General features: G+C 39.3%; 13 protein-coding genes and 3 tRNA genes. 14 read left to right on the top strand and 2 right to left on the bottom strand.

All coding sequences use genetic code 11. The annotated features are described in order from the left end of the window. The first annotated feature begins 35 nt into the window (after positions 1 to 35). The 4 genes from I6F49_RS08040 to I6F49_RS08025 all read left to right on the top strand — a co-directional run bounded on the left by I6F49_RS08040 (position 36) and on the right by I6F49_RS08025 (position 1,699). Positions 36 to 111, top strand: a tRNA-Lys gene (locus I6F49_RS08040). 64 nt (positions 112 to 175) lie between these two features. Then, positions 176 to 251, top strand: a tRNA-Lys gene (locus I6F49_RS08035). Positions 252 to 392: 141 nt separating this feature from the next. Beyond that, positions 393 to 1,433 carry a quinolinate synthase NadA gene (nadA, locus tag I6F49_RS08030; RefSeq protein ID WP_197179666.1) on the top strand — a complete coding sequence of 347 codons (1,041 nt, stop codon included), beginning with the start codon at positions 393 to 395 and terminating at the stop codon, positions 1,431 to 1,433. A gap of 176 nt (positions 1,434 to 1,609) precedes the next feature. Continuing rightward, positions 1,610 to 1,699: transfer RNA gene (locus I6F49_RS08025), tRNA-Ser, on the top strand. Positions 1,700 to 1,769: 70 nt separating this feature from the next. Here the strand turns inward: I6F49_RS08025 and I6F49_RS08020 are convergent. Then, positions 1,770 to 4,442 (bottom strand): CHASE domain-containing protein, encoded by a 2,673-nt coding sequence (locus tag I6F49_RS08020; protein ID WP_197179665.1) that lies wholly within the window; start codon positions 4,440 to 4,442, stop codon positions 1,770 to 1,772. A gap of 642 nt (positions 4,443 to 5,084) precedes the next feature. Between I6F49_RS08020 and I6F49_RS08015 the strand changes: the two genes are divergently transcribed. Then, positions 5,085 to 6,410 carry an OprD family outer membrane porin gene (locus I6F49_RS08015; protein WP_197179663.1) on the top strand — a complete coding sequence of 442 codons (1,326 nt, stop codon included), beginning with the start codon at positions 5,085 to 5,087 and terminating at the stop codon, positions 6,408 to 6,410. Positions 6,411 to 6,517: 107 nt separating this feature from the next. Further along, positions 6,518 to 7,384, top strand: a complete 867-nt coding sequence (locus I6F49_RS08010) for an alpha/beta fold hydrolase (RefSeq protein ID WP_197179661.1) — start codon at positions 6,518 to 6,520, stop codon at positions 7,382 to 7,384. Positions 7,385 to 7,455: 71 nt separating this feature from the next. On the opposite strand, the gene I6F49_RS08005 is transcribed toward I6F49_RS08010, so the two are convergent. Further along, positions 7,456 to 7,845, bottom strand: coding sequence for a DUF2750 domain-containing protein (locus I6F49_RS08005; protein WP_197179659.1), 390 nt, complete (start codon positions 7,843 to 7,845; stop codon positions 7,456 to 7,458). A gap of 224 nt (positions 7,846 to 8,069) precedes the next feature. Between I6F49_RS08005 and I6F49_RS08000 the strand changes: the two genes are divergently transcribed. The 8 genes from I6F49_RS08000 to I6F49_RS07965 all read left to right on the top strand — a co-directional run bounded on the left by I6F49_RS08000 (position 8,070) and on the right by I6F49_RS07965 (position 24,916). Next, a complete protein-coding gene (locus I6F49_RS08000) occupies positions 8,070 to 9,113 on the top strand; it encodes an alkene reductase (RefSeq protein WP_197179657.1) in 1,044 nt (347 codons plus the stop codon). A 202-nt stretch (positions 9,114 to 9,315) separates the two neighbouring features. Further along, the gene (locus tag I6F49_RS07995) at positions 9,316 to 11,685 is read left to right on the top strand and encodes a TonB-dependent receptor domain-containing protein (protein ID WP_197179655.1); all 2,370 of its coding nucleotides are present in this window, start codon (positions 9,316 to 9,318) and stop codon (positions 11,683 to 11,685) included. Between the two features lie 194 nt (positions 11,686 to 11,879). After that, positions 11,880 to 15,179, top strand: coding sequence for an exodeoxyribonuclease V subunit gamma (recC, locus tag I6F49_RS07990; protein WP_197179653.1), 3,300 nt, complete (start codon positions 11,880 to 11,882; stop codon positions 15,177 to 15,179). Continuing rightward, positions 15,166 to 18,744, top strand: a complete 3,579-nt coding sequence (recB, locus tag I6F49_RS07985) for an exodeoxyribonuclease V subunit beta (RefSeq protein ID WP_197179651.1) — start codon at positions 15,166 to 15,168, stop codon at positions 18,742 to 18,744. The genes recC and recB overlap by 14 nt, the downstream gene beginning before the upstream one ends. Then, the gene (recD, locus tag I6F49_RS07980; protein ID WP_197179649.1) at positions 18,741 to 20,783 is read left to right on the top strand and encodes an exodeoxyribonuclease V subunit alpha; all 2,043 of its coding nucleotides are present in this window, start codon (positions 18,741 to 18,743) and stop codon (positions 20,781 to 20,783) included. Before recB ends, recD begins: the two co-directional genes overlap by 4 nt. 162 nt (positions 20,784 to 20,945) lie before the next feature. Beyond that, complete coding sequence (locus tag I6F49_RS07975) at positions 20,946 to 22,271, top strand: methyl-accepting chemotaxis protein (RefSeq protein WP_197179670.1); 1,326 nt, start codon at positions 20,946 to 20,948, stop codon at positions 22,269 to 22,271. A gap of 295 nt (positions 22,272 to 22,566) precedes the next feature. Then, positions 22,567 to 23,637: a hypothetical protein gene (locus tag I6F49_RS07970; protein WP_197179647.1), complete on the top strand. Its 1,071-nt coding sequence runs from the start codon at positions 22,567 to 22,569 to the stop codon at positions 23,635 to 23,637. 217 nt (positions 23,638 to 23,854) lie between these two features. Then, a complete protein-coding gene (locus I6F49_RS07965; protein WP_197179645.1) occupies positions 23,855 to 24,916 on the top strand; it encodes a hypothetical protein in 1,062 nt (353 codons plus the stop codon). Positions 24,917 to 24,981 lie beyond the last annotated feature (65 nt).

Here is a 24,981-nt window from a genome sequence, read left to right as displayed (position 1 = left end):
TAAGCTTCATTCATATTTGAATAAGTGCATAGAGCGGGTTATTAGCTCAGTTGGTAGAGCAGTTGACTTTTAATCAATTGGTCGATGGTTCAAATCCATCATAACCCACCATTCTATGAAAGTTTTAATCGGCGGATTTACGCACGCTTTTTACAAAGCAGATTTATATTAGAGCGGGTCATTAGCTCAGTTGGTAGAGCAGTTGACTTTTAATCAATTGGTCGATGGTTCAAATCCATCATGACCCACCACTCTCTAATACTTTCCTTTATATTCTTTTTTAAATTCCCATTCTATTTTTTATAAACAGCTTCGCTAGTTTGCTGTTATTTGTGTTTATATTCTCGTATAATTCGCCGTAATTAATGCACTGTAGATAAGTGGTCGAGAACATGAGTCTAGCTCAAACAATTATGCCTGAAGGTTATATTTTCCCTCCTAAGCCAGCACCGTTAACACAAGACGAGCAAGGCGAATACAAAACACGTATAAAAAAATTGCTGAAAGATAAAAACGCAGTACTTGTTGCACATTATTATACCGATCCTGAAATTCAAGCACTTGCTGAAGAAACTGGCGGTTGCGTTGCCGATTCGCTAGAAATGGCACGTTTTGGCGCACGTCACGATGCAGATATGATTATTGTTGTGGGCGTAAAATTTATGGGCGAAACAGCCAAAATTTTAACGCCTAATAAAACAGTCGTTATGCCAACGCTTGAAGCGACATGTTCGCTTGATATTGGTTGCCCTGTAGATGAGTTTTCAGCGTTTTGTGACGAGCACCCTGACCGTAAAGTGGTTGTGTATGCAAACACCTCTACCGCAGTTAAAGCGCGTGCAGATTGGATTGTAACCTCATCATGTGCGCTTGAAATAGTCGAGCACCTAGATGAGCAAGGCGAAAAAATCATCTGGGGCCCAGATAAGCACCTTGGTAGCTACATTCAAAAAAATACCGGTGCTGATATGCTAATGTGGAATGGCGCATGTATCGTGCATGACGAGTTTAAAACTAAGGCATTAAAAGACTTCAAAGCATTGCACCCAGATGCAGGCGTATTGGTTCACCCTGAGTCACCAGCAGAAATTGTTGCACTTGCAGATTCTGTTGGATCTACGAGTCAATTAATTAAAGCTGCGCAAACAATGCCAAACAAAAAGTTTATTGTAGCAACCGATCGCGGTATTTTTTATAAAATGCAGCAACTGTGCCCAGACAAAGAGTTTTTTGCGGCTCCAACGGCAGGTGAGGGCGCTTCATGTAAAAGTTGTGCTCATTGTCCTTGGATGGCTATGAATGGCTTAAAAGCGATTGAGGAAGCCCTTATAAGCCCTAAAGGTAAAGAAGTATTCGTTGATATGGATTTACGCGAAGGCGCACTCAAGTCTCTAAATCGCATGCTTGAGTTTACTGCGAGCATGGCTAAGTAATTTTAAAAGTATAAATTAAAAACGGTTAAGTCTTAGATTTAGCCGTTTTTTGTGCCTACACTTAAGTTGTTGTTTGATTAATAAGCATTTAAATACTCATATTTAAAAATGCCTTGCACCTTAAGAGTCTATTTCATACTATAGCGCGCTGTTGCATTATACAATTGCAGCACTGTGGAGGAATGGCTGAGTGGCTGAAGGCGCACGCCTGGAAAGTGTGTTTAGGTTTATCCCTAACGAGGGTTCGAATCCCTCTTCCTCCACCATTATTCTTAGAACCCAGTTACTAATATCGAAAGGTATTAGTAACTGGGTTTTTTAATGCCTTCGCAATGACTAACTATTAACTAAAGATAGTGTTGATAACATGCTTACAAGCTCATGTTTTTCAATTGGCTTTGAAACGTAACCATCAAATAACTGCCTGTATATCTCTTTTTGCTCTGTAAAAACATTAGCGGTTAATGCAATAACGATTTGCTCGCTATTAAGCGCCTTAATTTTTTTACATGCCTGAAGACCATCCATTTTAGGCATTTGAATGTCCATAAAGATAATGTCTGGCTTGTGTGACTCGTATAATGAGATTGCTTCTAACCCATTATTTGCAATAATAATGGTGGCTTTTGTAGGTTCAAGCATCGCAGATGCAACAAGCTGATTTATTTTATTATCTTCAGCTAATAAAATGGTTTTTCCGGATAGGTCAGGGAGATCAACATTTTTTGTTATTAATGTGCTTTCATCAATCTGTGCTTGTTTTAATGGTAAGTACACATAAAACTGACTACCTGAATCTAATTGGCTTGTTACTTTAATTTCGCCATTCATTAAACCTATTAATGATTTAGTAATAGGTAAACCAAGACCTGTACCACCATATTCACGCGTAGTGGATTGCTCTGCTTGTTCAAAGCGCTCAAACAATCGCTCTATAGCCTGCTCAGAAATTCCAATTCCGGTGTCTGATATACAACAACATATTTTGTTTTCGTCGGTTAGCCTAAAGGTTACTGTAACGCCACCTTGCGACGTAAACTTAATCGCATTAGATATTAGGTTTAAAAACACCTGTCTGAGCCTAACAGGGTCGCCCACCCAATGCTTATGATTAATATTGATAACAAATTTAAGGTATATATTTTTATCGCTAGCTTGTAGACCAAGATCTGACTCTAAGTGATGAATCAGTTCAAAAAGATCAAAAGGCTTATGCTCTAATGAAAGCTTACCAGCCTCAATTTTAGAAAAATCGAGAATATCATTAATAATAGTGGTGAGTGAGCGAGTTGAATAGAGTGATTTTTTTAAATACTCTTTTGACTTTTCATTTAATGGTTGTTCTTGCAGTAACTGTAAAGTGCCGAGTATGCCATTCATAGGAGTGCGTATTTCATGGCTCATATTAGCTAAAAACTCAGATTTAGCTTGGGATGCTTGCTCAGCTAACTCTTTAGCATCTCCAAGAGCTTGTTCGTGATTAATTTGTTCGGTTAAATCATATGCTACCCCCAAATAACCAACAACTTCATTTTCATTGTTCAATAAAGAGGTAACGCTTATATTAACTTGTATTTTTTTACCCGAAGAGGAGATGTATGTCCATTGATTAATATCAGGCTTAGTTGCTGTTGCTTTTAATATCAAAACTTCAAAACTAGGGGAGACAGGTTTATTTAATTCAGTACTTAGTTGCTGAGCTTTTTTTATAATTTCTTCTTCTAAATGAAAAATGCCAGGGTTTTCAATTCCAATAACATCTTGCGCTTTATAGCCTAATAACTTTTCAGAGGCGGGATTAAATAATGTAATTAAGCCATTTATGTCGGTAGCAATAATCGAATAGCTAGCACTATTTAAAATACTACGCTGAAGCATACTTATATCTGCAATTTCTTTGGTGCGTTGTTTTACTTCATTTTCTAGTCTTAAATTTGCTTGTTGTAATACGAGCTTATTTTTTTTTGCTTGTAGTGCTTTTCTTTTAATTCTTTGGTTTCGTCTAAAAATAAATAACTGTATTAAAAAAGCCATAAGCATACAGCCTAGCGTGTAAAATATACCACTTACTAATGCTTTATACTTACTTGGTAAGTGAAGTGTTTCAATAAATTCATCTGAGGCATTAATTGTTATTTTCCACTTTCTTCCCATAACCTCTATTACTTTACTGTGATAGAAATTTGTAGAAGTACTTTTAGCGCCATAACTAAAAAAGTCGGTGCTACTATTAAGGTCGCTAATAATGAGGTGATTTTCATCTACCTGTGATAAAGAGTCCAAAATATTATTAATTAATAAAGGGGAGTAAGCCCATCCTAGTAACTGCTCTAAACGTTGATTTTTGTTTCTAGGAATAATCGTTTTTTTATAAACTGGCAGTAAGATTAAAAAGCCTTGTTGTGCTTTTTTATCAGCTTGCACCAACGTAATGGGAGCTGTTAGTTGAGTGCTATTATTAATGGCTGCATTTAAAGCCGTTTGTTGACGCATTTCCTCTGAACTAATATTTAACCCAATGGCTTGTAAATTGCTTTTTTCAGGAAATATGTATTGAATAATAAAAAGTTCATTACTCTTGTTCGTGAGTTTTTTTATATTAAATATATGATCAGGACGATCGTTTTTTGCAGTTTGTAGAAATTGATTTAAGTTTTCAGAGTTTACTTTTCTTATAAAACCAATACCGTTTGCGCCGGGGAATTCTTGGGCATAGTTACGGCTGTTAGAGTAATTAGAAATTGCTTTGTAGTTTAGGTTGTTAACACCTATGCCGTGAACAAAGCCTTTTAAACCAAGTAGACCATACTTATATAAATCGAGCCTGCTTTCTACGCCTGATGAAAGCGTAGAAAGTCGACTAGTAAGGGCTTCATTTATTTTGTTGTTAAGTGCATCTTGATGCTTAATATGAGCAATATAAGTTAACCCAACACCGATGGTGAGTAAAATGGTATGAATAAGTACAGAGGTTAATAGCCCTTTACTAACCGGTCGTCCTGAAAACATTAACCCATCCTTTATTATGAATATACTAATTGTATATCTGTTTTATCATCGAGATAAATATAGCACTTATTATTCAGGATACAACTTTGTTTTAAATTAGAATATATATATTTTATAGTGGTTTAGAGTGGAGGGAATGTAAAAATTTGATTTTAAGCATCAAGGTAAAATGAACAAACATATAAATATAATAATTTATATGTTTTCGGTGGCTTTATAACTACCAACAAAAGTATTAGCTAAAAGTGTTCGTTTTTATATTTACTGGTTTTTAGTGTGGATTAGATGCCCATAAAAACAACGAATAACTCTTAGTCTTTGCTCCTGATTTAAATTTGGTAAGTTTACCCCAAGTAAAACTCAGCCATAATTATAGTGTTTTTAAAGTGACCTAGCAGTATAGATACGAGTAAATAGCTGCCTCAATGTTGTGATGTATCGAGCACAAAACAAATACTTAATATTCATAGCATGAAAATTAAAACATTAAAAAACTTATATTGTTCTATATTTAATAGCATGAAAAAACGTCATTGCGTGAAATATAATTACCTTATACGACGTTTGCCATTTTTGCTAAACGTACACGTTGTTATGCACTGCTGCATTAAATTAACACAAAACAAGGTAACGGAGATAACTATGACTCTACGGCTCTATAAATTATTTGCGGTAACAGCCGCAGTATTAACGTGTATTTCTATACCTTCGTATGCCGCTGTTAATGGGCTGACAGAACAAGATGAATTTAATATAAAACTTAGATCAATTTATTTTGACCGTGACTACGATAACGACGCAAGTGACGATTCTACCTTTGCTCAAGGTATAGAGTTCAATTACACATCGGGTTATATAAACGATTTATTGAGTGTGGGTGTATCGACTTACACCGCAATGAATATTAACTCTACAGGTTCAGCCGCAGGTAATATTTTACCAGCAGGTAATGAGAGTGGTGGAGTAGACGATAGCTTTTCTAAATTTGGTCAATATTTTTTAGATTTTAAATTGGGCAACAATGGTCACGTTAAAGTGGGCGGGCAAAAAACCAAAAGTATGTTGCTTAAAAGCTCTGGAAGTCGGGCTATTCCTAATACTTTTAGAGGTGTTTTTGGCGATTACAAAATTGGTAACACTAAATTATACGGTTACGTTTACGATAAGTGGAGCCGTCGACACGATGATAGATGGGAAGATTTTTCTACCGATCAATCTGCAACTGGCGCTATTAGTGTAATTTGGGGCGTAGGTGCTACGCATAAAAAAGACGACATAACATTAGAAGCTGAATATTTAAAGTCCCACAATTACCTAAATAAAATGGGATTAAAAATCAGTTACGACATAAAACTTGAGCAAAGTAAGTTAACGCTTTCAAGTGGTATATTTACCTCACAAGATGATGGTGATTTATTTGTAACAGGCGCAGAGAGCGGTGACTTGGATGATGAAGATGCACCTGGTGAATTAACAGGCTTAACTAAAAGTGAAAATGATGGATTTGCCTATTACTTAGATGCTGATTGGAAAAAAGATATTTGGAGTGTAGGTGCGGCCTTTACTAAAGTAAGCGATGCTTGGATTGAAGATAACTTTAGTGGCGATCATGGTACAAACCCATTTCCAACTCGCTCATTAATTGGTGCCGATTTAACAAACCAAAATGAAACATCATGGCAAGCTCGTTTAGGAATTGATTTGAAAGCAGTATCGCCTAGCTTAACAACTAAATTTTACTACACAGACGGCAGCGATGCTGAAAACTCTGCGTTGGGTAAGTTAGGCGGTACAGCCGATGAAAAGTACTGGGCTGTAGATACTCGTTATAAAGTAGAGAAAATTAAAGGCTTAAGTTTGCGCTGGTTATATGTAGATTATACAACCGAAAAGTCAGGCAGTGTTGATGGTGTTAAAGGCGACAGAGCCGACCACCGAGTTTATGTAGATTATACTATTAAATTTTAAAATGACGTTTAATAAGCCAATGCAAATTTTATGCATTGGTTTTGTGTCCTTTTTTAATTACCTTTATGATAAAACTAACAAATTAATAATAAAAATTAAGCTAATATATGTTTTCTCTTCAACAGTGGCAATCACAGGGTCAATTTACTCAAATTAGTGGCCATCAAATTTTTACTAAAACAGCTGGCGATATAAGTAAGCCTGCGCTGCTTTTAATACATGGCTTTCCTAGCGCCAGTTGGGATTGGGAAGGTATGTGGCAAACGCTTAGTGAACATTATTTTGTAATTACGCTCGATATGCTAGGTTTTGGTTTGTCAGATAAACCAATAAACGCGATTTATAAAATTACCGAGCAAGCCGACTTATACACGAAACTTTTAAAGCATTTAAATATTAGTGACGTGCACATACTAGCTCATGATTATGGTGATACTGTGGCTCAAGAGTTATTAGCAAGGCAAGTAGCTTTGCAAAGTGAAATACAAATTAACAGCGTGTGTTTTTTAAATGGTGGGTTATTTCCTGAGGCGCATAAACCATTATTTATACAAAAGCTTTTGCTCTCAAGGCTTGGTTGGATAGTGCCGAAATTAATGAATAAACAAAAATTTGCCAATAACCTAGTGACTATTTTTGGCAAAAATACACCGCCTACAACACAGATAATAGACACACTTTGGGAACTGCTGATTTACAAAGATGGCTTAGCCGTTATGCCTAAACTCATTAGTTATATAAAACAGAGGCAGCAAAACCGAGAACGCTGGGTTGGTGCCATTGTAAATAGCCATATACCACTTACATTTATAGCAGGCGCAGAAGATCCCATCTCTGGTAAGCACATGATTGAGCATTACAAAAAGCTGATCCCAAATGCGCGCGTACAAGAGTTTGTAGAGCTTGGCCATTATCCACAAGTAGAAGATGCAAATGCTATAACGCAGGCGTATTTGAGTTTTAGAAACAGGTAATAAAAACGCGGCTACTAAATTAAGTGCCGCGTTTATAAATTTTAGAACTCTGAGTATTTAGGCTTTGAACCTTAATATTTTTGCTTTGGTGCTTTTAATTGCTTTTCAAACTCGTCTGAAAACAATATTGTGCCGTCGTCTTCCTCAGTAGGAAATGCAGCAATAAGTAAGTCATCTTCCTCAAGCCCCGGTGTCCACCGGCTAAACCAGTCTGCAAGTGGGATTGCTTTAGCGCTACAGCCAGCCCATTCGCCAGTTGCCCATGCTTCTGCAAATTCGCGAGTTGGCCAAACTGGTACGCAGTCGTCATCTTCGTTGGCAAGCATAACGCAGCCATCATCGTCGTTTAAAATCCATACTTGCTTAAATTGCTGCACAGTTTCGAACATATAGGCGAGACGTTTTTTTGCTCCAAGCCCTAAAATTACTGCTTGTTCTTCGCTTAAATTTTGCGTTGTCATAATTAGCTCACTTTTAATTACTATATCTAAATTATATGCACACAAGTATATCGAGTTATATGACAGAGTGTTGAAAAGTTGCTATTTAATTTCATCAATGTAGATCTAATTTGTATGTTGATCAGTATAAATTCTCACTAATTTGAGCGATCATTCAAAATAAGCTTGAATGTTTGTAAAAAGGCCACATTGTAGTAAGCATATACTTAATGAAGGATTGAAAAATGACAACTGATCTACTTGCTCCGTTTAAACTAAATAATACGATAGAGCTTAAAAACCGCGTACTTATGGCACCATTAACGCGTTGTATGGCTGACGATAATTTAGTGCCAACACAAGATATGGTTGAATATTATGCTCGCCGTGCCGAAACCGGTTTAATTATTAGCGAAGCAACTATTATTCGTCCAGATGGACAAGGTTACCCAAATACTCCGGGTTTATTTACCAGCGAGCAAGTTCAAGGTTGGAAAAAAGTAACAGACGCAGTGCACGCTAATGGCGGCAAAATGTTTGCACAACTTTGGCATGTTGGTCGTGTTGCACATCCTCACTTTTTTGATGGTGATGTACTTGCGCCATCGGCAATTGGTGTTGAAGGCTCTGTACCACGTATGCGCGAGCTTACCTACATCACACCAAAAGCAGCCACAACTGATGATATTAAAAGTCTAGTTGCTGATTTTGCAAAAGCCGCTGAAAACGCTATTGAAGCGGGTTTTGATGGGGTAGAGATTCACGGTGCTAACGGTTATTTAGTGGACCAATTTTTACATTACGCTGCAAATACACGCAGCGACGAATATGGTCAAACGCCTGAAAACATGTCGCGTTTTGCACTAGAAGTAACCGATGCGGTTATTGCTGCTGTAGGCAGTGATCGTACTGCACTTAGATTAACACCGGGTGCTTACTTTAATATGAGCGAAGATAGCCGCGATAAAGCGGTATTTGATTACTTATTAACAGAACTTGAAAGCAGAGAATTAGCGTACTTACACGGCGGTATTTTTGACGACAGCATGCGCTTTGACTCGCTTGAAGGCAAAAGCATCTCTGAATTTTTACGAGCAGGCTACAAAGGTACATTAGTAGGCGTAGGTAGTTATAGTTTTGAGTCAGCAAAAGAAGCTATTAACGATGCTAAGTTTGACTTAATCGCTATTGGTCGCCCACTTATTGCAAACCCAGATTACATTAGCAAAATTGCAAACGGTGAAGAGTTAGTACCATACAGCGATGAAATGCTTGTACAATTGAAATAAATTACTATTTGTAATAAGTTCTAGAAAATAATTAAGACACCCAAAGTTAAACCTTTGGGTGTCTTTTTTTGTACATATTCCCGCCATAAATCTTCCATATTTGTTTAATTTTTATGTAAATAAAGTTCATCCTCGTTGTCATATTTAAAATTCATACTGTCCGCGTTTTCATATTTCATAATTAAAATCAAACGGGACAACAATGTACGCTTTAAAAAACAAATCGCTTTTGAGCATGGCAATTGCCATGGCTGTATCAACATCTAGTTATGCTAACGACAACACCATAGAAGAAGTAACCGTGGTTGCTAAACCAACGAGCTACGCTAATAATGTTATTGAGCCTGCAATGCTTGAGCAACAAAGTTCGGTATCGAGCATATTATCGGTTATTGACAATTTACCGGGTATTAGCATAAACGAAGGTGATGCATTTGGTGGCGATGATTGGTCGACTACAATCACTATGCGTGGTTTTAGTATTGACGGGAACCAACAGCAATTAGGGATGACCGTTGATGGCATTCCCAATGGTGGCTCTAATTACGGTGGTGGTGCAAAAGCTAACCGCTACCTAGATAGCGAAAATTTAGCAACGGTGGAAGTTGGTCAAGGTACGTCTGATATTAAGTCGGCTTCACTTGAAGCACTAGGCGGGACATTTAACTTTGTAAGTAAAGACCCAAGCCTTGAAAAAGGCACTACCTTTGCTTATACATCAGGCAGCCACGATGCCACGCGTTATTACTTTAAACACGAAACAGGCACTGTTTTTAATAACACACAAGCGTACGTAAGTTACTCGCAAACCGACACAAGCCGCTGGATTGGTTCAGGCAGTAATGGGGGTAAAGACAACCAACATGCTGAAGTTAAATTTGTATCTAACTTTAACGACTTAACACTCACTGGGCGTTTATCTTACGATGACGTAAGCGAGACAAACTATAACAGCGTAAGCCTTGAGCAGTTTGAACAAACACCAGAGTGGGATCAGCTAACATGGAATTGGACGGGAGTTCCGCACTTTGACCAAATGTTTGCAGAAGGTTGGGGAACACTGCGTGAAAATACCCTAGGCTATTTAAAATTTGAATACGCGATTTCGCCAACGTCATTATTAACCGTTAGCCCTTATTACCATAAAAATTCAGGTCGCGGCGATTGGATCCCACCTTACTTAACAACGCCCGTTGATGAAAATGGCGACCCAACTCTAGAGGGCGGTACTAATGCAGGCTCTTATGGTTTTACTGATAGTGAAGGCAACCCGCTTGCACCAAATGAAGGGTGTACTGCAAGTTTAAGCTGGCCATGGGAGTCGGGTCCTGGTTTGAATCCTGCGTGTTACGATGCAACAGCAACGCCGGTTATGTCATACCGCCATACGCATTACAACAAAGACCGTTTGGGTGTAACCGCAAACTACCAAGCTACATTTGGCGATCACGATATAGAAGCGGGCTTTTGGTATGAGCAAAGCGAACGTGAAGAATCGCGTGATTGGCACAAAGTAATTGATGCACGTATTTATTATCACTTTGATAGCACGCCTTATTGGACTCAGTACAAAAATACTTTTGATACCGATACATTCAAATGGTACCTACAAGACTCGATTAATTTTGGTGACTTAACATTAAATATTGGTGCAAAACAGTATTTAGTTGAGTTACAAAAGTACGACCATTTTGCCAATGAGAGCTCAGATAAAGTAGATAGCGACTCAGACGTATTATTTAGTGGTGGTGTGTTGTATCAGCTAAATAACGACACTGAATTGTTTGCCAGCTACAGCGAAAATTTTGCAGCAATTAAAGACGGTGTACTTGAACGAGACAGCTCAACGCTTACAAATATTGAACCAGAAACTGCCGACAATATTGACTTTGGTGTACGTTATCAAGCCGATAAGTTAACGCTTACCGCAACGGCTTACAGTGTTAAGTTTGATAACCGTATTACTTTTATTGCACCAGGAAGCGGTACAGACGGCATTGATTACACCATTGGCACAAATGGCTCTTACGTAAATGTAGGAGGTATTGATTCAAGTGGGCTTGAGCTTGCAGCTAGCTATATGTTAACACCAAGTTGGAGCGTGTACTCGTCGTATACTAATAGCAGTTCTGAGTATTCATCAGATGATCCAAATGCATACGATTCACAAGGCGTAATATTAAAAGATGAAAACGGTAATGATGTAGCGCCGAGCTTTAGAAAAGGCGATAGCATAATAGATTCATCAGAAGATTTATTTGTGGTATCTACCGACTACTTTAGCGATGGATTTCGTGTTGGTTTATCGGCTAAATACACCGGCGAGCGTTTAGGTTCATGGCAAGACGAAGACACTCGCTCGCGTAATACAGTAGACGGCTACACCGTACTTGATTTTAATGCAGGCTACTCAACTGATGTAAATGCAGGCCCGTTCAAAGCCATTGACGTATCGTTTGTTGTTTATAACGTTACTGATAAAAGCTACTTAGCAGGTGGTACAGGCAATGGCTCTACTTACTTTATTGGTGCGCCGCGCACAGCAGCAGTAACATTGACCGCTGACTTTTAATTAGGTTTAAGTAATTGAATTTAAAAAAGCCCATCAGTTGAAGTGATGGGCTTTTTACTAAAAAAAATCAAGTGATCTCACCTGCTCAAAAATCAACTAACTCTCTGATTTATTAAAGTCAATTACCCGTTTGCGCTACCCCTAATATTAAAAATATCTTACACTGGTTTTATCTCAAGCAAGGACCGTGTTATATGCTAAATATTATTCAATCAAACCGGATGGAAGCTCTGCAAGCGCAGTTCCACCAGCTGTTAAAAGTAAACCCATTGCAAAGTCCGTTCGACAAAGAAGTGGTGCTAGTGCAATCGCCGGGTATGTCGCAGTGGTTAAAAATAGGTTTGAGCGAAAACTTAGGGGTTGCAGCGCAGGTCGATTTTCCGCTGCCGTCGAGCTTTATTTGGCAGTTGTATCAGCAATTATTGCCAAATGTCCCTAAAGAGTCGGCGTTTAATAAACCTAACCTTGCTTGGAAACTGTTTGCAATTTTACCAAACTGTATTGATGAGCCGCTATATTTACCGCTAAAAACCTATTTAGAAGGCGATATCGACGGACAAAAAACCTTTGCATTGTGCGAAAAAATAGCCGATGTGTATGACCAATATTTAATGTACCGACCGCACTGGATAGCCACATGGGATAGCGGTAAAGATGAGCTTGATGATGTAGATGTAACAATATCCCCATGGCAACCTGATTTATGGCGACGCATTGTAAAACTAAGCCAAGACCTCGGGCAAAGCCAATTTCATCGCGCTAATATGCAAGGGCAGTTACTAGCAGCACTTGAGACTATGGATAATAGCTTACTGCCACAACGCATTAGCTTATTTGGCATATCGGCAATTGCCAGCTCCCAGCTTGACGTATTTGAAGCACTGAGTAAAAAAACAGAGGTTATATTATTCTTTTTTAATCCGAGTGAGCACTACTGGGGCGATATTATAGATGAAAAAACAGCGGCTAAAATAAGCGCTAAATACGCCAAAATGCCGCTGGTGGAAGCGCAACAAAAAAAACAAACCAACCCAGATGAAGAATACTACTTTATAGGTAATCCGTTGTTATCGTCGTGGGGTAAATTAGGTCGCGACTATTTTGAACAACTTGTACAGTTAGATGCCCGTTGGATTGATGGTTTTATTGATGTGTTTGACGACACCTTACTAGGGCAAGTACAAAGCGAGATTTATCAGCTTGCGTTTAAAGGCGAATCACTGACCGATAACAAAGAGTGGTTTATAAACGACGAAGGTAAATTACCAATCAGCGCAACCGACACCAGTATTACGCTCAGCGATTGCCATACACCGCTCAGAGAAGTTGAGCGCTTGCACGACTACTTACTTAACTTGTTTAATCAAAACCCAACGCTTACCCCCAAAGACATAATTGTCATGATGCCCGATGTAGGCACTTACAGCCCTTATATTGAAGCCGTATTTGGCGGAGCACAAGGCAGCCGCTTTATTCCTTACGCATTGGCCGATTTAGCCATAGAGCAAGAAAAGCCTGTCCTTAGTTCATTTGCGAGTTTAGCTAACTTACCGTTTTCGCGCTTTGGTGTGTCGGATATTCTCGATTTATTACAAGTGACGCAAATAGCCGAAAAATTTGGGCTTGAAGCACACGAATACGAGCAAATTCAATACTGGCTTGAACGTGTTGGGGTTAAATGGGGTATAAACGCAGCGCATAAAAGAAGCTTTGATTTACCCGCTATCGATTTAAATACCTGGCAACATGGGCTTAACCGTTTACTGCTTGGTATTGCTATGCGCGACGAACAATGCCCGTTTAACGGTATTTACAGCGCTGACGAAGTAGAAGGCATGGCGCTTGATACGCTAAATAAGCTCGTGCACTTTATTGATGTACTGCAAAGCTTTAAAGAGCAGCTAATGCCTGATGACACGCTCACTAATAAAGCGCATATTTTAAGCGAGCTATTAAACGCGATATACGAAAGTGAAAGCGACGACAGCTGGGATTTATTAGTGCTGCAAAACGTGCTCGAAGAGTTACAAAAGCACCACGACAACGGCGATTACAGCAAGGCGGTTTCGCAGCGTATTGTTAGTTATTTAATTAAGCAAGGCATTCAAGAAAAAGGCGTAGGGCAGCGGTTTTTAGTAGGCCAAGTAAACTTTTGTACATTGATGCCAATGCGCGCCGTACCATTTAAAGTGGTATGTATGCTTGGTTTAAACGATGCCGATTATCCGCGTAACGTACAGCCCATTGGTTTTGACTTGGTGCCGTATTCTAAAAAGCAAAAAGGTGACCGATCACGTAAATTAGATGACCGTTATTTATTTTTAGAGGCGCTATTGAGTGCCCGCGACAACTTATACATGAGTTACATTGGTCGCTCGTGTTTTGATAACCAACCGCGCATGCCATCAACCCTTGTAAGCGAGCTGTTAGAATATATTGGGCGTAGTTTTGTATTAAGCGATAAAAGCGAAAAAACGCTGCCCGCATGTCTAATTAATCAGCAGCATTTACAGCCCTTTAATAGCCATTACTATTTAGCCGATGAGCAAGCCAATACTGTGCTGAGCAACCACAGCTACAACCCTATTTGGCTGCCAAGTGAGTCAATTAAACCAGAGCCAGTTACCGCGCTTGATGTTGCTGTGCCTGATCAGTTAGATCTCGATGTGTTTATTAGAAGTGTGTGCAGTGCACAAGAGAGCTTTTATCAACAAACATTGGGTTTACGCCTACCACAATTTAACGAAGTAGCAAAAGACGAAGAGCCATTTAGTTTAGATGCACTGCGCCGTTATTTTTATCTTGATGAAATACTTAAAGCCAATATAAACGAGCAACCCCTAAGTACCGAGCAAATACTGCAGCGAGGTGAGTTACCTCAAGCCAATGTAGGCAGCCTCATATTTGAAAGTATGGAGCACCGAGTTGATGCGCTTGCAGGGCAAGTAAAAGAGCATATTAAAGGCGGGAAAAGTGAGCCGATAGAAGTTTTGCTTACCATTGAAGGCACTAAAATAGAGGGCTGGCTCAATCATGTGTATTTGCAAAAACAAGTGTTTTACCGCAGCGCGAGTATTAAAGCGAAAGATTTAATTAAAGGCTTTATTTATCACCTTGCAGCGCAAAGTATGGATCAACAAGTAGAAACGTTGCTACTTGGGCTCGATAAGCAAATTACCTTTGCGCCAATTAATAAAGCTGATGCCGATGCATTGTTACTTGATTGGTTTGAGTTATACAAAGCGCTACGCAAAGAGCCCGTGCCGTTTTTTCCGGTAAGTGGTTATGAATACGTTAAAAGTGGCGGCGATATAATAAAAGCAATGAGTAAATTTAGCCCGCAATACATAGGGCGAGGCGAGGGCGAAAACCCGTATATTCGCTTAACAGTGCAATCGCTAAACGACTGCCAAGAAGAATTTATAAAATGGAGCGATAAATTGCTCATACCATTATTTGAGCACGCAAAGGAGAGTGACCATGCAAGCGCTTAACCCCCTAACTATGCCGCTCATTGGTCAAAGTTTAATAGAAGCCAGTGCGGGTACCGGTAAAACCTACACCATAACAGGTCTTTATTTGCGTTACTTACTAGGCATGCAAATAGACGGTGAGTTAAATACGCCGCTCAGTGTTGAGCAAATTTTGGTAGTGACCTTTACCGACGCCGCCACCCAAGAAATTAAAGACCGCGTTCGCAGCCGAATTATTGCTGCGCGCGACGCATTGCTTGGGCAAGACCCAAACGACGAACTGATCGAAGGCGTAATTGCCAAAATTGACGATAAACACCGCGCATTTGATTTACTCGATGCGGCTGCTAAATCGATGGACGAAGCCGCTATTTTTACCATTCATGGCTTTTGTCAGCGAATGCTAAAACAACATGCGTTTGAGTCGGGTGTGGCGTTTAATCTCGAATTTATTTTAGATGAGCGCGACATACTGCTCGAAACCATTAAAGATTTTTGGCGTGCGTTTGTATACCCACTTAATAAAGAACGCACCGATGCTATTTTAGATGTATTTGCCGCACCAGAGGCTTTGTTTTCTCAAGTGGCGAGTATTTTAAATAAAGCTAATGCGCACATTACACCACAAATAAATTTAGATGATGTATGGAAAGCCCGCGATGAATACATAATGCGTGTACCCGCATTTAAAAAAGCGGTGTTAGAGCAAGAGTTTATAGGTGCTATAAAAGGCTCGGGTTTAAGCGGGTCTAAAACGCCAGCACGAAAAGGCAGCCTTGGTGCGCTTGAGGCATTTTGTTTAGGCGGCGATTTGTTTTTTGAATTTGGCACTAGCAAGTATTCGTTTGAAGTATGGAGCACAGAAAACTTAAGCGATGCAGGTAATTATAAAAAAAATCAACCATTATTTGTGCATCCATTACTGAGTCAATTTGATGAGCTTGCCGCCCTTAACAACACCATAAACCAAGGGCTCAAAATAGCAGTTATACAACACGCCGCACGCTGGGTAAAAGCTGCCATAGTTAAGCGCAAGCAAGAGCAAAGTGTGATCACCCCCGATGACTTACTGACCAATTTACACAGCGCGCTTAACAACGAGCAAGGCGACGTACTAGCACAAAAAATTGCACAGTTGTTTCCGGTTGCCATGATTGATGAATTCCAAGATACCGATCCGATTCAGTACGGTATTTTTAGTAAAATTTATGGGCAACAAAATACCACGCTTGCCATGATAGGCGACCCTAAACAGGCTATTTATGGCTTTAGGGGCGCAGATATTTTTACGTACATTGGCGCAAAAGAAGCTGTACAGACTGATCAGCAATTTACACTGGGCACTAACTTTCGCTCAAGCACCGATATAGTCAATAGCGTTAATAGCTTATTTGGCAAACACGCTAATAGCTTTATTTATAACGACGCCATACCGTTTAACGCAGTGGCTGCTAAAGGCAAAAAAGCGGATGACTCTTTTTTAATTGATGGCAAACCCGCTACCGCATTCGAATTTAATGTATTTGTAGATGAAGCCGCCGATGAAAAAAACAAACCAACTAACAAAGGTGTAGGGCAAGCGCATTTAGCCACTCACTTTGCTAATAAAATAGTGACCCTGCTTGAAAAAGCAAAACAAGGGGATGCGTGTATTGGCAGTAACCCAGTAAGCGCTGCCGATATTTGTATATTAGTGCGCGACCGTGTTGAAGCGCAAATAATGAAAAAAGCGCTAGATGATGCCAAAATAGCCAGCGTGTATTTATCGCGAGAAAGCGTTTTTAGCCAAGAGCTTAGCCATCACCTACTTAACTTTTTAACAGCGCTGCATGGTCAATATGACGAGTCATTGCTGCGCGGTGTTTTAGCTGGCCCACTATTTTGTTTAAGTTATAACGAAATACACGCACTCGCTGATGATGAAAATAAATGGCAAGACTACTTAAACTTTTTTGCACAGCTTAGCCACATTTGGAACAAGCAAGGTGCTATGGCAATGCTTGAGCGCTTAATGAGCCACAATCAGCTTAGCGCTAAATGGCAAGGGTTAGGGTATAACGTTGAGCGTTGGTTAACCGATTTTAGGCATTTGGGTGAAATACTTCAGCAAAAACAAATAGAGCTTGAAGGTACGCTGCGTTTACTGCGCTGGTTTGCTCAAAAGGTAAGCCAACAAGATGGCGAAACCGTGCAAGTACGCCTAGAAAGCGACGCCAACTTAGTTAAAATAGTCACTATGCACGCCTCAAAAGGGCTTGAATACCCACTGGTATTTATGCCGTTTGCCAGTGGCTATCGCGAAACAAAAGAAGCGCTTTATCATAATAATGGCAAGCTAGTTTACGATTTAAGTAAAGACGAAAATGCCCTGCAAAAAGCAGAGCAAGAGCGCCTAGCTGAAGATTTACGCCTGCTGTATGTGGCACTTACTCGCGCCGTACATTTTTGTGCACTTGGGGTTTATAACATTGGGCAAGGGCAAAGTAGCCGCTTAGCGATTCAAAGTAGTTCACTAGGACACGTGTTATTTGCAGGGCTTGAGCTTGCGAGTAGCCAAACATGGCGCACGCATTTAAGTGAGTTTTGCGACGCTAACAGCGCGATGAGCTATCAGCAATTTACCTCGCAAACGTTAATAGAGCAGGGAACACTTTGCTTTAATAACAGTAAAAGTGCGCAGCAAACGCTAAGTGTTAATAAAGTAACGGCAAATATTGAGCGTAACTGGCGAGCAACCAGCTTTAGTGCATTGAGCTTTAAAAAGCACAGCGACCAATTAGCCCCAGGGCGAAGTGATGAAGATCACGAAAAAGACGAATTTGCCGTGCAAGAGGACGAGCAGCCATCACCTTATAGTTTTCCTAAAGGGCCAAAATCTGGTAGCTGTTTGCACGAAATATTTGAACAAATAGATTTTACCAGCCCAGTCGTTCACCCAACTAATACCGAGCAGAATTTGGCTGAGGTGGTAAAACGCAGCCTTGAAAAGTATCATATAGGTGAGCAATGGCGAGAAGTGGCTGAAAAATGGGTGCTTGATGTTCTTGCGTGCCCCCTAGATAAAAGCTCTCAGGAGGACAGCCTTCTTTCATTAGGTGTGCTTACACCCAATGATTGCCTAGTCGAAATGGAGTTTAATTTACCACTTGAGAGCTTAAGTGCACCTAAGCTAAACGAAATGCTGGTTAAACATTTTGGCTTTACGCAAAGTAAGCTTGAGTTTTCGCAGGTAAAAGGCTTATTAAAAGGTTTTGTCGATTTAATATTTTGCTACCAAAGCAAATATTATATTTTAGATTATAAGTCTAATTATTTAGGCAGTTCGCCAGCTGATTACGAAGGCGATATGCTTGAGCAAGCGATGAGCAGCCATCAGTATCATTTGCAGTATTTAATTTACACCGTAGCGCTGCATCGTTTATTAAAGCAACGCATAGCCGATTACTCAATAGAGACCCATTTAGGTGGTGTGTATTACACCTTTTTAAGAGGAATGCCGGCAGGGCAAGGCGTGTACTTTAAAAAGCTAACTGTAGAACAAGTGATTATTTTAGATGGCTTATTTAGCCAAGGAGCCATGCTATGAGCGATTTAAATGAGCAACCTGGCTTGTTTGACGATATTGACCAAACGCTTAATGATGAAACATCCGTTGTAGCACACAGTACAGCGCCAGATGCTGTACAAGAAGACATTGCAATAAAGAATACAATTACCGAAGTGCCGTTACTTGAGTATCTATTAGCTGAAAATCGGCTACGTGTCGTTGATGTAAAACTCGCTGAGCTATTGTGCGCTAATAACGCATCAAACGTTCATAATGAATTGTTTTATATTATTTTACTGCTGTGCTTATCGCAGCAAAGCCAACACAGTTGTTTAACCTTAAATGAGGTTGATTGGAGCAATCCTTTTAACTTGCGCAAAGGCGACTTTAATAAACTCGATGGTAATGTACCCAGTACGCTAAGCCCGTTTAATGATGATTTTAACGTGCACACAGCGCTTAGTTATTTACAAAGCCATGAAAGTGTAGGCGAGAGTAAACCACTGCAACTGTTCAACGACCGGCTTTATTTTGCGCGCCTTGCCGGTTATGAGCAAACACTCGCTGATAGATTATTAAATATGAGTGAGCGTAAGCTCAATATAAATAATGAAGTATTGGCAGGGCTTTTAAATACCTATTTTCCTGCTGACTCAACAATTGAAACAGATTGGCAAAAAGTGGCGTGTGCGATTGCTGCAACTAAAGGCTTTAGTGTGATCACGGGTGGTCCTGGCACAGGTAAAACTACCACGGTAACTAAGTTACTGGCTATTTTACAGTCTTTTTATAAAATGGCGCCGCTAAGCATTAAGCTGGTGGCTCCTACTGGTAAAGCAGCCGCGCGTTTAAGTGAGTCTATTTTGGGCGCTAAAGATAAGCTCACAACGATTCCTGATGATATAAAAACGCTAATCCCGCAAAGCGCTCAAACTATTCACCGCTTACTCGGCGTAAAACCGTTCACGAACAAATTTAGGCATAACAAAAGTAATCCGCTGCATTTAGATGTACTAATTATTGATGAAGCCAGTATGGTCGATTTATCGCTAATGGCTAAATTAATAGAAGCGTTGCCTGCGCACGCGCGATTAATACTCTTAGGTGATAAAGATCAACTTGCCTCGGTAGATACCGGCAGTGTAATGAGCGATTTATGCCAAGGTTTAACACTTGGGCAAACGCCAAGCTATTCGCAAGCACGTTGTGATGAGCTAAATAGCTTATGTTTTAATAATGAGCCTAAGCTCGTAGCGCAAAGCGTGAGTGAATTTAAACTCGCGGATTGCATTGCCTTTTTACAGCACAGTTATCGGTTTGATGCACAAAGCGGCATTGGTCAACTCGCACTTGCGGTAAACACCAATAACACCGGTATTTTAAATTACGTAGAGCAAGAAAGTACTGAAGGGCGTTTTAACGATGTAATTTTAGATTACGACTTTGTAGCAAAACCAATAGAAAAACTCGTTAAAAGTGCAGCAAGTCATTATACAAAATACCTAAACTTAATTGCCCAAGGTGCAAGTGTTGCACAGGTGCATGCTGCTTTTGCAAGTTATCAGCTTTTAGCTGCGGTACGAGAAGGCGATTACGGCGTTAATAGCTTAAATCAGCGAATAGAGCGCGTATTACAACAGCAAGGTTTAATTAGTGTAAGTCCTAATACTCATCATTATACAGGTATGCCTATTATGGTGAGCCAAAACGATTATCAGCTTAAGTTATTTAACGGCGATATTGGTATTTTAATGCCCGATGAAAGTGGGCAGCTCAAAGCTATATTTATTGATGAGCAAGGTAACCAACGAGCATTTTCGCCTGCACGACTCCCTGCACACGATAAAGTATATGTAATGACCATTCATAAATCACAAGGCTCAGAATTTAGCTACACCGCTATGGTACTGCCACCGCTAAAACAAGCGCGCATGGGTATTAACAGGCAATTAGTGTATACGGGAATAACCCGTGCTAAAAACACCTTTGAGCTGGTGGCTGACAAAAAAGTACTGCAACTAGCAATGAATAAAAGCGTATCTAGGGCATCAGGTTTGTATGAGAGATTAAAGTTTTAAACTTGAGGATTACGTTGCGTCGAAGCTATTGGATAAGTACATTTTCACTTATATAAGTGTTCATATGTAGTTGCGGTTAAAACTCTTATTATTTATCGCGTTATGGTAAATGTCTCCTATACTAAAATTAATTTTATATTGATTGTATTAGTGGGCATATTAATATTTTTTTCTAAAAATAAACAAAATGAAATAGCGTCTTTAAAAGCTGAACTTTACCCATTACAGCAAGTATGGGAAGGGCTTTATCGAGAGATGCTAGTACTTAATATCCTCTATGATGGGCGAATTTCGCACGCTAATGATAAATTTTTAAGTAATTTAGGCTACACCGAAGATGACTTAAGTAATAATTCTTTTAGTGATTTTATTACTGAGTCTTCTCGTCAATCTGCAGAATTTAAAAGTCTACAGCAAGCCATTAAAAAAGAAGGGCATTGGGGCGGTGCATTACAAGTTATGCGCAGCGACGGCAAAGCTGAATGGTTACGTTTAATAGTACATCCTGTAAAAGGGGAGCAAGATCAGTTGCTCTATTTTTCTGTATTTGGCAGTGTGCTTACAAAAACAATTACGGCTTCTCGCGAGCAAAGCGATACCATTAAAGCTATTTACCGTTCTATGGCAGTGATTGAGTTTGATTTAGAGGGTCATGTTTTAAAAGCAAACGATCAGTTTTTATCGGCAATGGGTTATCAAGAAAGCGAAATATTAGGTAAACATCACCGTACATTTTGTGAACCGTCAGAATCAAACTCCCAAGAGTACTTGCAATTTTGGACTAAATTGAGAGAAGGACAATTTATTGCAGAGCGTTTTAAGCGAGTTGATAAGCATGGCAATATTGTTTGGCTAGAAGCGTCATATAACCCGATATCTAATGATGCTAATGAGCTTTATAAAGTGATGAAGTTTGCGACTGTTATCACTGATCAAGTAAATCAAGAAATTGCGATATCACAAGCTGCCGAAATTGCCTATAGCACCTCAACTCAAACAGACAAAAAAGCTGAACAAGGCGCGAGCGTTATACAAGATACGGTTGCTGTAATGACGGAGTTGGCTATTAACATGGAGCAAGCTGCAAATGAAATTTCAGCGCTTGATCAGCAGTCGCAACAAATATCGAGTATTGTACAAAGCATTAGTAGTATTGCTGAGCAAACAAATTTATTAGCACTAAATGCGGCAATTGAAGCGGCTAGAGCTGGCGAGCAAGGGCGAGGCTTTGCTGTGGTTGCAGATGAAGTTAGGCTGCTTGCATCGCGTACCTCAAAAGCGACAGAAGAAATTGTAGAAGTGGTACAGCGCAATCAATCACAAACACAAAATACGGTTGCGGTAATAGAAAAAGGTAAAGAAAAAGCAGAGCAAGGCTTAGCGCTATCTAAAGAATCTGGTGAAGTGATGCAGGAAATTCAAGAAGGTGCACAAGAAGTTGTGAATGCGATTGGGCAATTTACCAGTGAGCTTAAAGCCAACGGTTAGATTAGCTTCGTCCTTATTCTAAAACGGGCACTTTTAATGGTGCTCGTTTTAGTCTTACTACCTCAATATCCCCCTTGAAAACCATCTAATAATTTCAAATTTAACAAGTATAGCTTTATTAAGTCATTAATTAGTATGAAATAAATTTCAATACCTTCCTAAATGATAATAAATTGTTGCATTTTTGTCCGTTGTTCCTAATACTAGTGAGCGCTTAGGCTGACAAGTTTACGCAAACCAACATGAATACCTTAAATGATAATAAAATATCAAGTACACAACATTAAGGAATTGTATGAACAACAAAAAACGCACACACACATTAATTAAGCCAAGCCACATACTCGGTGCGGGTTTAGCTATGTTAATGAGCTTTTCTGCAGCGAGTAAAGACTACAAAATTATATTAATTCACGGCTTACAAACTTCGCAAATAACAAATAAGTCGGGTAGTGATGTAATCAATGATGGTGAGACATATTGGCAATCGTACTGGAATAATCGCGCAGATGAGCGAATTGATTGGCCTGCGTATGAACGTATTGAAGGAAAAATTGCTACTGATTGGGTGTGGCCAAAATTAAAGCAAATTTCACGCTCTAATTTATGCAGTGATGGCTGTGTATTTGTAACACATTCAACAGGAGACTTAGTTGCACGCCATATTATTGATAATCAAGAAAACTGGTTAGAAAACGCAGGCTTACAGCCGCTTAATATTGTGGCTACCTTTGATTTAGCAGGTGCGGGCGGTGGAAGTGAGTTGGCTGATGTTGCAGTGAGTGCTTTAACTGGCGCATCATGGAACTTTGCGGTCGATGCCGCACTCAAATGGTGGCTAGGGAGTGATGTAACCGAGGCCGTTGGTGTATTACACGATTTAAAAGTGAATAATGCCCGCAAAATATCGCCATTTCCTGATGCACGTACACCTCGTTTACGCTTTGTTGCCGATGGTAATGCGTATTTAGGTTTAACAGGTGGATTTTTAAAAGGGAATGATGATTCGGTTGTTGCATCGCACTCTTCATGTGGTGCAAGTTCAGCTCGCTCATTTGGAAGTTGTAGCCAAAGTATTGATACAAATGGCCATTTAAAATCGCAAGGTGATGCAGTAAGTAGCTTTATGCCAAACCATTATCCAATGATGATGAGTGACAGTTATAGCCATAACGAAATACACAACGCGCAGCGAAAAGGTAATGTAACAATAGCCATGAATAACGTAAATGTGGAAGGTGACACTGTAGGTTTTAATACGTTTGATAAAACTACAGGTAGTTGGTTTTGGAAAAAACAATATCGTTATATTAAGGATTCAAATAATTTAAGCGCATCAGCACTTATTTATAATGTGATCCCATAACATGCAAGGCGTGTAGTTATACCAATCTGCATAAATCTTTGATCAATTTAACGAATTAAATTCCACTATAACGTCGTTAAAAATTTTTTATTTAGAACAACTAGATACAAAAATTTTTGCCTAGTTCTAGCGTAATTTCCTTAACGTTAAATAGACCCCATATATAAGCAGATTGGTATTAAAAACTATACGCCTTATAAAGGATTAAATTTAACTAATGAAAAAATTTTATGTCGTTGCTTTAATTATTAGCGTTATTTTATTTTCGCTATGGTTTACAAGTAAAAATAATACTCATCGAGTTGTAGAGCCAATAGCGCCGAAGGTAAAGCAGGCAACTAGTATAGCTGATTTATCACCTGTAAAAGTAATTCCTATAGATGTACCTAAAGTAAATAAACCACAATCAAAAAAACAAATTGTGTTTAATGAAGACCTAACAAAAGCAGCGGAGCAAGTGGTTATGCAATATGAAAGTGCACTTAAGTTTCCTCCTTATTCTCAGCCATTAAGCGCTTTAGATGAAGATCGATTAAAGCCAAATCAATTCTATCCTGTATCGAGCCCGATTGGTGAAAGTGGTGATGCTTTAACTTTAAGCCTTAAGCAGTATCGCTTTGTATACCCAGAAGAAATAACAATAAAAGTAAGCGCTCAAGGGCTTGGTAAAGTAGTCGTTGAACTTGCAAATACAGACACGAAAGAAGTGTTAAATACCCATACAGGTAATGCACGTGAAGGTGAGGCAACTATCACTTTTAAAGGCGAAGATGATTACCCTCGTAGTTTGCAAGTGTTTGTAGAGGGTAATGTTGCTGGTAAAAAAGTCCCCGTAGTTGCGCAAATTCAATATATGGCGCCAAGTGCGACTTTAACAGGTTTTGAAACTGCATATGCACAAGGTGAAAACATGGTCGTGCCAGCTAATTTAACAGTGATAAAAAGTGGTTTGTATCGTGTTAGGGCTAATTTATACAGTGGTGATACACCACTTGCTCATTTAGTATCTAAAGAGCGGTTAACACAGAGAAGCCAAACACTAAACTTAAAAGCCCATTGGTCAGTATTACCTCACGGTATTACAGATATGCGCTTAAGTGATTTTGTAATTGAGAGAATGTCGCCAAGCCCCGGTGAGCGTAACAGCTTTGGGAATAGTGAAATAAGTCATTTTGATATTACTGATTTTGCATACGATAGTTTGCAACAGTTGCCGTACCAGGCCAATTCACAAGAAAAGTTAAGTTTAGAGTTTTTACAAGGCTTAGCTGAGAGCTAAAAATAGAACGCAATGCTGAATTGGTAAATTTAAGGGTTTGTATATAAATACAAACCCTTAATCTT

The sequence above is a fragment of the Pseudoalteromonas sp. SWN166 genome (genome assembly GCF_015864485.1).
Classification (GTDB): Bacteria; Pseudomonadota; Gammaproteobacteria; order Enterobacterales; family Alteromonadaceae; genus Pseudoalteromonas.
This window is presented reverse-complemented; position numbering and strand designations above follow the sequence as displayed.

Coding starts and splice junctions, on each gene's coding strand:
- nadA (WP_197179666.1), top strand. CDS start 393: ATGAGTCTAGCTCAAACAATTATGCCTGAAGGTTATATTTTCCCTCCT.
- I6F49_RS08020 (WP_197179665.1), bottom strand. CDS start 4,442: ATGTTTTCAGGACGACCGGTTAGTAAAGGGCTATTAACCTCTGTACTT.
- I6F49_RS08015 (WP_197179663.1), top strand. CDS start 5,085: ATGACTCTACGGCTCTATAAATTATTTGCGGTAACAGCCGCAGTATTA.
- I6F49_RS08010 (WP_197179661.1), top strand. CDS start 6,518: ATGTTTTCTCTTCAACAGTGGCAATCACAGGGTCAATTTACTCAAATT.
- I6F49_RS08005 (WP_197179659.1), bottom strand. CDS start 7,845: ATGACAACGCAAAATTTAAGCGAAGAACAAGCAGTAATTTTAGGGCTT.
- I6F49_RS08000 (WP_197179657.1), top strand. CDS start 8,070: ATGACAACTGATCTACTTGCTCCGTTTAAACTAAATAATACGATAGAG.
- I6F49_RS07995 (WP_197179655.1), top strand. CDS start 9,316: ATGTACGCTTTAAAAAACAAATCGCTTTTGAGCATGGCAATTGCCATG.
- recC (WP_197179653.1), top strand. CDS start 11,880: ATGCTAAATATTATTCAATCAAACCGGATGGAAGCTCTGCAAGCGCAG.
- recB (WP_197179651.1), top strand. CDS start 15,166: ATGCAAGCGCTTAACCCCCTAACTATGCCGCTCATTGGTCAAAGTTTA.
- recD (WP_197179649.1), top strand. CDS start 18,741: ATGAGCGATTTAAATGAGCAACCTGGCTTGTTTGACGATATTGACCAA.
- I6F49_RS07970 (WP_197179647.1), top strand. CDS start 22,567: ATGAACAACAAAAAACGCACACACACATTAATTAAGCCAAGCCACATA.
- I6F49_RS07965 (WP_197179645.1), top strand. CDS start 23,855: ATGAAAAAATTTTATGTCGTTGCTTTAATTATTAGCGTTATTTTATTT.